General features: G+C 43.2%; 9 protein-coding genes. All 9 read left to right on the top strand.

The features are described from left to right. Positions 1–2: 2 nt before the first annotated feature. The 9 genes from FMM05_RS18645 to FMM05_RS18605 all read left to right on the top strand — a co-directional run bounded on the left by FMM05_RS18645 (position 3) and on the right by FMM05_RS18605 (position 12272). Positions 3–392 carry a four helix bundle protein gene (locus FMM05_RS18645; RefSeq protein ID WP_143374942.1) on the top strand — a complete coding sequence of 130 codons (390 nt, stop codon included), beginning with the start codon at positions 3–5 and terminating at the stop codon, positions 390–392. A 112-nt stretch (positions 393–504) separates the two neighbouring features. Beyond that, positions 505–1821 carry a Fe-S cluster assembly protein SufD gene (gene sufD / locus FMM05_RS18640; protein WP_143374941.1) on the top strand — a complete coding sequence of 439 codons (1317 nt, stop codon included), beginning with the start codon at positions 505–507 and terminating at the stop codon, positions 1819–1821. A gap of 222 nt (positions 1822–2043) precedes the next feature. Beyond that, positions 2044–4203 carry a TonB-dependent receptor plug domain-containing protein gene (locus FMM05_RS18635; protein WP_143374940.1) on the top strand — a complete coding sequence of 720 codons (2160 nt, stop codon included), beginning with the start codon at positions 2044–2046 and terminating at the stop codon, positions 4201–4203. Between the two features lie 11 nt (positions 4204–4214). Continuing rightward, a complete protein-coding gene (locus FMM05_RS18630) occupies positions 4215–5612 on the top strand; it encodes an HmuY family protein (RefSeq protein WP_235894431.1) in 1398 nt (465 codons plus the stop codon). Between the two features lie 291 nt (positions 5613–5903). Beyond that, positions 5904–6287 (top strand): ribonuclease P protein component, encoded by a 384-nt coding sequence (gene rnpA, locus FMM05_RS18625; protein ID WP_143374939.1) that lies wholly within the window; start codon positions 5904–5906, stop codon positions 6285–6287. Positions 6288–6359: 72 nt separating this feature from the next. Beyond that, positions 6360–7202: a DUF4349 domain-containing protein gene (locus FMM05_RS18620; RefSeq protein WP_143374938.1), complete on the top strand. Its 843-nt coding sequence runs from the start codon at positions 6360–6362 to the stop codon at positions 7200–7202. Then, the gene (locus FMM05_RS18615) at positions 7195–8835 is read left to right on the top strand and encodes a S41 family peptidase (RefSeq protein WP_143374937.1); all 1641 of its coding nucleotides are present in this window, start codon (positions 7195–7197) and stop codon (positions 8833–8835) included. Before FMM05_RS18620 ends, FMM05_RS18615 begins: the two co-directional genes overlap by 8 nt. 48 nt (positions 8836–8883) lie before the next feature. Then, positions 8884–10089, top strand: coding sequence for a sulfurtransferase (locus FMM05_RS18610; RefSeq protein WP_317129578.1), 1206 nt, complete (start codon positions 8884–8886; stop codon positions 10087–10089). 197 nt (positions 10090–10286) lie between these two features. Further along, the gene (locus FMM05_RS18605) at positions 10287–12272 is read left to right on the top strand and encodes a KUP/HAK/KT family potassium transporter (RefSeq protein ID WP_143374936.1); all 1986 of its coding nucleotides are present in this window, start codon (positions 10287–10289) and stop codon (positions 12270–12272) included. Position 12273: the final 1 nt, after the last annotated feature.

Raw genomic sequence — 12273 nt, 5'->3', positions numbered from 1 at the left:
GTATGGCTACTATAACCCGATTTGAAAATTTAGAAATTTGGCAGGAGGCAAGAAGGCTCGCAAAAGAAATTCATATTCTTTGCGTAGAAACTGAACTTAAAAACGATTTTGGATTAAAGAACCAGGTTAAGAATTCTTCGGGATCTGTAATGGATAATATAGCAGAAGGGTTTGAACGAGATGGCAACATGGAATTCAGGCAATTTCTTTCAATATCTAAAGGCTCTGCCGGAGAAGTAAGATCACAATTATATAGAATTTTTGACAGCGGTTACATAACCGAAGAAGTATTCGAAATTCTAAAAGCAGATTATTTAAAGTTAAGTGGTAAGATAAGTAATTTCATAACTTACCTCAACAAAAGAGATTTTAAAGGCAATAAATTTCAGTAATAAACTGGAAGATGGCCTTCACAATATTATTAGGAACAATTTTCGGTATCAGTTTTCACTCCTGAGTAAGCAACCTGAAACACTGAAACCTGAAACTTGAAACAATTAAAGAATGGACCTTAAAGAAAAACTATTATCGTCTTTTATGGCTTTTGAGGAGCGTATCGATGTAAACACTGATTTACACAATGTTCGTACAGAAGCCCTTAAGAATTTTGAAAATAAAGGCTTCCCTACCAAAAAGGATGAGGCCTGGAAATATACATCGCTTAACGCGGTGCTTAAAAACGACTTTAGCGTATTCCCTAAACAGGACAACGCTATTAACTACCCTGATGTAAAAAAATTCTTTTTACACCAGATAGATACCTATAAGCTGGTGTTTATAGATGGTATCTTCAGTTCGTTTTTATCGAGTACTACCCATGATGGTATTGATGTTTGCCTTATGTCGTCGGCCTTAACAAAGCCTAAATACAAGGAAATCATCGATACATATTTCAACAAGATCACTAACCTTGATGATAGCCTTACATCATTAAACACGGCATTTGCTAACGAGGGTGCGTTCATTAACATCCCTAAAGGTAAGGTAGCCGATAAGCCTATCGAGATCATGTACCTTTCTACAGGTAACGAGGCCGCACTAATGGTGCAGCCGCGTAACCTTATAATTGTTGGCGAAAACGCCCAGGTACAAATTATAGAGCGCCACCAGAGCCTTAACAGCAACCCGGTGCTTACCAACAGTGTTACAGAGATCTTTGCCCAGGAACGCAGTATTACCGATTATTACAAGATCCAGAATGACGTTCAAACGGCCAACCTGGTAGACAATACCTATATAGCCCAAAAAGGCCATAGCAACGCCTCTGTGCACACGTTCTCTTTTGGGGGCAACATTACACGTAACAACCTTAATTTTTACCACCAAGGCGAGCGCATAGACAGCACTCTGAAAGGCATTACCATTATTGGCGACAAGCAGCACGTAGACCACTATACACTGGTACGCCATGCTACGCCTAACTGTGAGAGCCACCAAAACTACAAGAGTATCTTTGATGGCAGCTCTACCGGGGTGTTTAACGGTAAGATATACGTGGAGAAAGAAGCCCAAAAAACCGACGCCTTTCAGCAAAACAACAACATCCTTATAAGCGAAAAAGCTACCATCAATGCAAAACCTCAGCTTGAGATCTTTGCCGATGACGTTAAATGTTCGCACGGATGTACTGTGGGCCAGTTAGATGAAAGCGCCATGTTTTATATGCAAAGCCGTGGTATCCCTAAGAAAGAGGCCAAAGCCCTGCTTATGTATGCCTTTAGCAACGAAGTTATAGAGAGTATCAGGATCCCTGAACTTAAAGACCGCATCACAAAACTTATTGCATCTAAATTAGGTGTTAATATAGGTTTCGATCTGTAAATCCTACATCAAAATAAAATCTCAAAACTGCCTCACAAGGGCAGTTTTTTTGTTTTACTATTTCACTTTCAGACGTTGAGTTTACTACCCATACGAAAATTGTAAGGCAGGATATAATATATGTCAGTCAATCTTATTTAGAATTAATAAAAATAATTTGCATATCTAACCCACAGGTCTTAGATTTGCCGTAATTTAGAATTAATCTAACTAAAGTTAGTAATGCATACCCCTACTAAAGCGTTTTTATCTGTTCTCTCATTAATCAGCCTTTCTACACTTGCACAGGAGCATGTGATCGATACCGTACACTCCCGCCAGTTAGACGAAGTGGTGGTTACAGGTCAGATAGAACCGCAGTCGCTTAAAAAATCAGTTTCTAACGTTCGCGTTATAACCCGTGCCGATATAGACCGACAGGCAGCAAACAATATGGCCGACCTGATGAACTTTTACCTTAACATCAACGTAACGCAGGATACCGGCCAGGGCCGCTCTACCGTATCCATGTTTGGGCTTGATGGCCAGTACCTAAAAGTACTGGTAGATAACGTTCCGCTTGTTAGCGACACCGGGCTTGGTAACAATATAGACCTTACCCAGATAAACCTTGACGATGTACAGCAGGTAGAAATTATAGAAGGCTCAATGGGTGTAACGCACGGTGCCAATGCAGTTTCGGGTATCATTAACATCATCACCAAAAAATCTACCCTGCATAAATGGGAGATCAACGCCTTTGCACAGGAGGAAACCGTTGGTAAAGAATATGCTGCCTTTAACCAGGGCCGACACATACAATCGCTTAAAATATCGCACAACATATCAGAACACTGGTTTGCATCCATAGGTGGTAACAGGAACGATTTTTCTGGCTTTCAGGACCAAAGGGGCGGTCAAAATTACACCACCAGCGAAACAGATGTAAACAAACAGCGTGGCTTTAGCTGGCTGCCTAAAGAGCAATACGTGGCTAACGCCATGGTAAGCTATAAAAAGAACCAGACAAGGGTATTTTATAAGTTCGATTACTTTAACGAGAATATAGATTATTACAATCCAATCATCAGTATACAGCCCAACTATCCTTTTTGGGATGTACTTTTTGGTAACGACAGGCGTTACAAGACAGAGAGGCTCTACCACCACTTAAACGCATCGGGCCATGTATTTACCAACCAAACCTATACCATATCGGCCTCATACCAAAAGCAGACCCGCGATTTTGAAGATTTTAAATACTTTATAGAAGAGCGCCGCGAGGCAGAGAGCAACAGGCTTACCTACCAGAGTACCGAGGTTGCCTACTCTACCGGTAACATAGCCAATTTGTTAAACAACAAAAAATTCAACTTGCAGGCAGGCTACGAGTTTGTAAACGAAAAAGGTTTTGCATCGGCAGAATCAGGCCTGTTTTTGGATCCGGATATTGGCGCGTCTGACAAGAACGCCACCCTAAGGAACCTTGATGCCTATACCGCTGCCGAAATTGCCGTAAACGACCGCTTTTCGGGCCGTGCGGGCTTGCGCTACTCCTTCCAGAACAAGTTTGAAGACCAGTATGCTGCTTCAGTGGGCTTACGCTACCTGTTTGACCATAACATAGAGCTGCGCTCGTCACTCGGAAAATCATACCGCTCCCCTAACTTCGAAGAACTATACACGTATTTTGTAGATGCCAACCACGATGTACAGGGCAACGAAGACCTGGTTCCGGAAGAAAGCATCTCGGTAGAAGCCAATATTAAAAAGACCACCGATTTTTCATCGGGGGTTAAAATGGCCAACAGCTTTATGGTTACCTACCTTAATGTTAACGACAGGATAGGCCAGGTACTTACCGATGCTACCGTGGGGCTGCACTACAAATACATAAACATAGACACCTATAAGGTTTGGAACTTTGCCACCAACCACCAGTTTGATTATCAAAACCTTTCGGTAAAATTTGGCGTAGCCATAGTGGGTGTATCGCAAAATATAGATACCGGGGCTGTTACATCCGACACCAAATACCTGTTTTCACCACAGGTAAACGGAACGCTGAACTATGTCGTTCCAAAGTGGAAGACGGATTTCTCGGTTTTCTATAAGCTCAACGGCAGGCAGCAGCAAGTGGTACAAACAGATAGTAATAACGATGCAGTACTGGATATTGCCCGCATAAGTTCGTTCAGCTGGTTAAATGCATCGGTTCGTAAAGCGTTCTTTAACAACCGTTTTGAGGTAACCGCAGGGGCACGTAACCTGTTAGACGTTACTAACGTAAGGAGCAGCATTGCACAGGGCGGTACCGAAGGCCACGGCGGCGGCAGTACCGATTTGCCTACGGCTTACGGGCGTTCTTACTTTTTAAAACTGGCTTACAATATTAACATTTAATGGTAATGAGCATGAAAAAATTACTTTATCTCTTTTTAGTAGTATCTACCCTTATCATAACCGGGTGCAGTGATGATGATACCCACGCACCGCGCATGGGCGTATCGTTTGCAAGCGAGTCGGTTAACCTTGCCGATGCCGTAACGCCTGTAAGCATTGTGTTTAGCAGCGGCGCGCCAACAAGCGGCTTTGTAACGGTAAGTTATACCGCAAACAATGTGGCTTATGGTGTAGATTTTACTACTGATACCACTGGCGAAGGCGGGCAGTTTACCGTACCGTTTAACGCAGGCGCTACAAACATTGCCTTTAACTTTACCAAACTTGCCGATGCTGCCGAAGGTGAAGTTAAAAACGTAGTGTTTACCATTGCTGAGATCTCAGCATCAGAGATAGAAATTACCGGTAACACGTCGGTTCAGCTTAACTTTAACGATATGCCATCACTTGGTGGGCAGGCAACCCCAAGTGTGGGCGGCTCTAACCAGCCCAACCAGGTATATTTTGACCTGAGCACCGGCCAGTACACGGCAGTGAACAGGACTACTTGGGACCTAGGATTTTATGGAGGCACCGATTTTAGGGTGGTTATAAACGGATCTGTTGCCATGGCAACAAAACAGCTTGCTACCAACAATATCGACCTACCGCAAACCAGCGACCCTACTGTGGCCATTGGCACTTTTGATCCTGCCAACCTTGCCTTTGTAGACAGCCCAACCGGTGCGCTTACGGGTACTGCCATTGCAGAGATTAGCGCTAATGATGATGATAACAAAGTGTATATCGTAAACATGGGCTACAGCATACCTACCATACCTGCAGCGCCGGGATCGGTTAGTGTGGCGGGCAGTGCGAGGGGCTGGAAAAAAATCAGGGTGTTGAGAAATGGCGAGGGCTATATGCTACAGTATGCCGATATTAATGCCACTACCCACAACACCGTTACCATTACTAAAGACCAGGCGTATAACTTTAGCTTTTTTAGCCTAATAAACGGCGCGCCAGTACAGGCAGAGCCGCAAAAAGCAGCATGGGACCTTAACTTTACCACCTTTACCAATGAGGTTTTCAGTACCGAGAATGTTTCGGCGGGATCCTACTTTTTCTCTGATTTTGTAATTACCAACATTAAAGGCGGCGCAAAATCATACCAGGTACCAACATCGGCAACAGCATACGATAACTTTACCCTGGCTAACGTAAGCGAAGCCAATTTTGATGCCGCAACAGATCAAAGGTCTATAGGCGCAAACTGGCGTAACGTTACCCCTATAGAATTATATTCAGATCGTTTTTACGTAATAAAAGATCCGGCAGGCAATGTATATAAACTAAGGTTTACATCTATGTTAAGCCAGTCGGGCGAAAGGGGCAATCCTACATTTCATTACGCCCTGTTACAATAGTTAAGTAAGTTAGTTTTTGTTTTATTTCTTCCCGGTGGTTTGTGTGTGTACTCACTACCGGGATTTTTTTGTTTATATAAGATGATATTTAAAACCTCACCCCCAACCCCTCTCCGAAGGAGAGGGGAGCCAATAACGGGTATCGTTTGGCAATAAAGACCTATCATAACACTGGAGTGCAGCTACTCCCTTTCCTTCGGAGAGAGGTTGGGGGTGAGGTCGTTACTAATAAGTTCAATTTATTTCGCATAAATTAAATATTGCAATTGCCTTTTGTACCTTTGCCCCCGCATGGAAGAGACCCGTTACACTTACCCCAAACACGAAAAACTAAAAAGCCGCACCACCATAGGCCTTTTATTTACCGAAGGCAAAACGGTATCTAAATACCCGTTGCGCCTGGTGTACATCCCGGCGCCCGAACCACAGGAGGGCCTGCTGCAAATGGGCATATCGGTATCTAAAAAGCATTTTAAGCGCGCAACCGACCGTAATTATTTCAAGCGCGTTCTGCGCGAAACCTACCGCCATAACAAGCATTTACTTTTAGATAAGCTGGATAAGCCCTACTCCATCATGTTTTTGTACCAAACCAAAGATAGGCTTAGCTATGAGGACATCAACACCAAAACCATCCAGATCTTTGAGAAGTTCCTGGCTCAGGAAGGGTTGTAAATTGCTATAATTTACAGTGTTGTAATAACGCAACCGGGTTTTGCGTTGTAGGTGTAAACCACCAGTTAAAACATGAAAAATACACTTTACCCCCTACTGCTTCTTTTAGCATTAACGGCATGCAAAAAAGAAGGCGAAAACACCCCATCATCAATCGCTTCAAGCGAAGTAGTGGCTACATCTGAGTCTGCCGACGCTGCGGCACCTACCGCCAATTTACCTGAAGCTAAAGCTGAAACAGCACCGGTTGCATCTACGCAAATGCTTATTAAAACTGCCAACCTGCGCTTTGAAACAGCCGACCTGAATACAACAGCCCGAAAGGTACAGGATGCCACGGCAAAATACAGTGCCGTTGTACAAACCGATACACAGGGCAACGAGGGCAGTTCGCTACTGCGAAGCATTACAGTGCGCATACCCTCACAAAACTTTGATAAGTTCATTGCCGATATCAGTAAGGGTGTCGATTATTTTGAGCGTAGGGAGATAACGTCCGAAGATGTATCGGAAGAATATGTAGATATAGAGTCGCGCCTAAAGGCCAAACGTGTTTTAGAAGAGCGTTATTTTGAACTGCTTAAAAGGGCTAACAAGATCTCGGAAATACTTGAAATAGAAAAAGAACTAGCGATAATACGCGAACAGATAGAGGGCCAGCAGGGCAGGCTCAATTTTATACGGAACCGCGTATTGTTAAGCACCATAAATATTGAGTTTTACAAAACCGCAGCGGCACAGGAAACCGCAACGGTATCGTACGGGTCTAAAATTTGGGTAGCGGTAAAGTCGGGCTTTAATGGGCTTTCAAGTTTCCTTCTCGGTTTGCTGTACATATGGCCAATTATCCTTATTTTCGTGATTGGATACTTCATTTATAAAAAAAATACCAGAAAAAAAGATAACCATGCTTAATAAACTAAAGAAACGATATGTGTTGCCGGCAGTTGCTGTGGGGTTTTTATTTGTGGGAACAGGCTTTAAAGACGATTTTTTTGAGATTGCCAAGCAAATAGAAATATTTACAACGCTGTTTAAAACGGTAAACACCAATTATGTAGACGAAACCAACCCCGGGCAGCTTATGGATAAAGCCATTAAAAGCATGCTGGCCGACCTGGACCCCTACACCAACTATTTTAACGAGGCCGATGTTGCCAAGTTTAAAATAAACAACACCGGCGAATATACCGGCATTGGTGCGCTTATTACCCGTAAGGAGGGCAAGCTTATCATTAAAGAGCCGTATAAAGATTACCCGGCTGATAAAGCAGGCCTTAAGGCAGGCGATGAAATTATTGAGATTGGCGACATTATCCTTGCCGATTTTAAGGAAGATGCCAGCGAACTGCTTAAGGGCTCTAAAAATACCAAGATAAATATTAAGTACCTGCGCCAGGGCAAGCCCAATAGTACAGAACTTGTACTAAGCGAGGTAGATGTTAAGGCCGTGCCTTTTTATGGCCTTGTAGGTAAAGAAACGGGCTATATTGTGCTGTCGCAGTTTAACGGCAAGGCTTCGGCGGAAACCAAAGCCGCGCTAACCGACCTTAAAGGCCAGGGCGCTAAAAACATTATTTTAGACCTTCGCGGTAACCCGGGCGGGCTTTTAAATGAGGCGGTTAACATCTGTAACCTGTTTATTCCGCAGGGCGAAATTATCGTTACCACAAAATCTAAAAACGAAAAGTATAACAATACCTATAAAACCACGAAACCCCCGGTTGATACCGAGATCCCGTTGGTTGTCCTGGTTGATGGCAAAAGCGCCTCGGCTTCAGAAATTGTTTCGGGCGCCCTGCAGGACTTAGACCGTGCTGTTATTGTGGGCAGCAGGAGCTTTGGCAAAGGGCTTGTACAACGCCCGTTAGACCTTACGTATGGCACACAGGTAAAAGTTACCATTTCGCGCTATTACACGCCAAGTGGCCGTGGTATACAGGCTCTGGACTATACTCACAAAGATGCCGATGGTAAAGCCATCCGTATCGATAAAGCCAACTACAATGCCTTTAAAACCCGTGCGGGCCGTACCGTTTATGATGGTGGCGGCATCCTGCCGGATGTTGAGCTGGAAGAATCGAAACAAAGCGCCATTGCCGATGCCCTTGTGCGCAAGGACGGTATTTTTAACTACGCTACCAATTACTACTACAAAAACCCTAACGTGGGCAACAACATACCTGCCGTTAGCGATGCTGAATTTGAAGCCTTTAAAGCCTACCTTAAAAAGGAAAAATTTGAATTTGATACCGAAACTGAGGTAGCCCTTAAGGAAACCCTTGTGGTAGCCAAAAAAGAAAAGGTTGATGCCAGCATTAATGCAGAGTACCAGGCATTGCTCGCAGCACTGCAAAAAAGCGAGGAGAAAGAACTTACTGCACACAAGCAGGAAATTAAACAGCTCCTTACCGATGAGCTTATTAAACGCTACCAGTATAAAGAAGGCCTGTACAAGTATTACACAACCAGCAATACCGAGATACAAAAGGCAGCCAAACTCCTGGCTAACAACGCCGAATATAAAGCGATACTGACTAAGAAGTAAAACAAGATCCCCATTTGGTAACAACCTGATGGGGATTTTTATATAATTATGGAAACACCCTACAAGTTAGATGATGTAAAAAATATCCTGAAGGAAAAACTTTCATACGGGTATATGAAAGATATGGATGTAGCTTCTTACGAAAAGTTTATTGTTGATTTATTTTCATGGCTCGCAATACTTAAAGATCAAGGCCTTAAAAAAGAAGATTTAGACAATGGTAATTTTTTGAATAGCATTTATTACGACCAGTCTTATAATTTTGAAACCGATACGCTATTCGAAAGGCGCTTTGCCGACATAGCAGAAGAAATAGTGGCCTTTTGCCCTTCACCTTTTTTTTGGGATGTTGATTTTGACGTTTACATGAAAAAATGGACAAGAAGGTTCGAAGAAGGTTACTATGCAGCATCAATTATCCAGGCAGATGAGCTTATCAAGCTGCCCAAAGAAAACCTCATCCTTATAGATGCAAGTGCAGGGGCGCAGGGGCGTGAAAACTATTACAAACAGCATCTTGCAGGGGCTCTATATGTTGATTTAGATACCGAGCTTGCCGAAATTCCTGCGGATCCAAAAAATGGTGGCAGGCACCCCTTGCCGACGATAGAAAAGTTTGGACAAGTATTAAACAGGTTAGGTACAGCACGCCGAAATCGTATTGTGGTATATGATGATAAGAATGGAGCCAATGCCGCTGCCCGTTTTTGGTGGATGTATCAGGCTGCCAGCTTTGCTAAAGTACAGGTGCTAAACGGCGGTTTTCAGGCGGCGGTTGATGCCGGTTTTCCTGTATGCAGTGGCACAGAACTACCTCAGCACCCAATTTTAGATCTTTTCCCAAATACTTATTATCGATGGCAACTGCCTCTTGCTACTATCGATGATGTAGAAATTGCAGCTACCAATAAAGATGCTATGGTAATTGATGTTCGCGATGCCAACCGTTACAATGGGCTTACCGAACCTATCGACCTTGTTGCAGGGCACATTCCCGGTGCAGTTAACATTCCGTTTTCCGGTAATTTAGATGGTGATGGGCTTTTCCTATCGGCTACAGCCTTACGAGAGAAATATACCGATGCTTTAGCCAATATCGATCCACAGAATGTAATAGTACATTGCGGGTCGGGCGTTACGGCCTGCCATACCCTTTTAGCTATGGATTATGCCGGGCTTCCCATCCCAAAATTATACGTTGGCTCGTGGAGCGAGTGGTCGCGCAGCGGTAAAAAACTGGCAACAAGCGCTTAACAAATACATAACGCAATTACGTACTATTACTGTAATAGTCAAAAAGCGTTTAAGTTGGCAAAAAACAGTATAAAATCGGGCAGTAAATGCAAACTATTTGGCATAAACCTTCAGTTTTGCTAAGCATTAAATATTAGGCCCTAACAATGGCTATTGATTTAAAATCTTGTAACTTTGTTGTTTAATTCAATTTTACTGTGAGTCACAAAAACCTTAACAAGGTAACAGTAGGCGGACTATTAGTTACATTGGGTATTATTTATGGAGATATAGGTACGTCGCCCCTGTACGTAATGAAACCTCTGATAGGAAAAGATCCTATAAATGCAGAAATAGTACTTGGTGCTTTATCCTGTATTTTCTGGACACTTACACTACAAACCACTTTAAAATACGTAATCCTTACGCTCCAGGCAGATAACAAGGGCGAAGGTGGTATTTTCTCACTGTACACCCTTGTAAAAAGGCTTAAGAAAAAAGGGCTCATTATACCGGCGATACTTGGAGGTAGCGCCCTCCTCGCCGATGGTATTATTACCCCACCCATCTCTATATCTTCTGCTGTAGAAGGGCTTAAAATTTACAGGCCGGAACTTAATACAGTGCCTATTGTTATTGGTATCCTGTTCATACTCTTTATCATACAAAAATTCGGGTCATCTATAATAGGCAAGTTCTTTGGCCCTATGATGCTATTGTGGTTTGGTATGCTGGGCATACTGGGCATTATACCCATGTTTGAGCACCTTTCTGTTTTAAAGGCACTTAACCCTTATTACGCTATACATTTGCTAAGCATACACCCCGATGGATTTTATGTACTGGGCTTTGTATTTTTGTGTACCACCGGGGCCGAGGCGCTGTACAGCGATATGGGCCACACCGGGCGAAGCAACATCAGGGTAAGCTGGATATTTGTAAAAAGTATGCTGGTCATCAACTACTTTGGGCAGGGTGCCTATCTTATAGCGCACGAAGGCAAAACACTTGCCACGCTTAGCCCAAATCCGGGTGTACCGGCTAACCCATTCTACTTGCTAATGCCGGACTGGTTCCTTCCGTTTGGTATCGCCATTGCAACATCGGCAGCGGTTATAGCCTCCCAGGCCTTAATTAGTGGGTCGTTTACACTAATAAGTGAGGCCATGCGCCTTAACTTCTGGCCTAAGGTTTCTATTAAATTCCCAACCGAGCTTAAGGGGCAGATATACATCCCATCCATCAACTGGCTGTTATTCTGGGGCTGTGTATTTATAGTACTGCATTTTGAAGAATCGGGCAATATGGAGGCAGCTTACGGCCTTGCTATTGTAATGTGTATGATAATGACTACCACCCTGTTAGGCTACTACATGGTTATGAAACGCTACAACAAGTTCCTTATAATATTAATTGTAGCTGTGTACTTTACTATAGAATTTTCGTTCCTTATTGCTAACATGAGCAAGTTTAACCACGGTGGTTATGTATCGCTTATTATAGCGGGCATGCTGGCGGCAACCATGGGCGTGTGGCATGCGGCAAAACGTATTCGCAGTGAATATACCGAGTTTACCAAGATAGACAACTACAAGAACGTACTTGCCGAGCTGAGTAACGACGATACCATACCTAAATATGCCACCCACCTGGTGTACATGACTAATGCAAATTTAGGCGACGAAATTGAGTCGAAAATTATCTATTCGATTCTACAAAAACGCCCAAAACGTGCTGATATTTACTGGTTTGTACACGTAAATGTGGTTGATGAACCGTACCGTATGGACTACCGCGTTAGGGAAATTATGAAGGATGATGTTATACGTGTAGATTTTTACCTTGGCTTTAGGGTTCAGCCGCGTATTAACCTGATGTTTAAGCAGGTAGTTCGCGATATGGTTAAAAAAGGCGAGGTAGATATTACCAGCCGTTATTTATCGCTTAACCGAAACAATGTTATTGGCGATTTTAAGTTTGTAATTATAGAGAAGTTCCTTTCTTACGATAACGAATTGCCTTGGTACGAACGTGTTATCCTTGATATTTACTTTATGCTTAAAAAAGTGAGTTTATCCGAAGGGCGTGCGTTTGGGCTTGACAGCAGCTCGGTTAAAGTAGAGAAATTCCCTATCGTGATACACCCGCCGGAGGATATAAGCCTTTGCAGGATAGACGACCCGCACCACCACCATCATAATTAGT

The sequence above is a fragment of the Flavobacterium zepuense genome, from assembly GCF_007097145.1.
Lineage (GTDB): Bacteria > Bacteroidota > Bacteroidia > Flavobacteriales > Flavobacteriaceae > Flavobacterium > Flavobacterium zepuense.
Note: the sequence above shows the minus strand (reverse complement) of the source record. Positions and strands in the feature narration are given on the sequence as shown.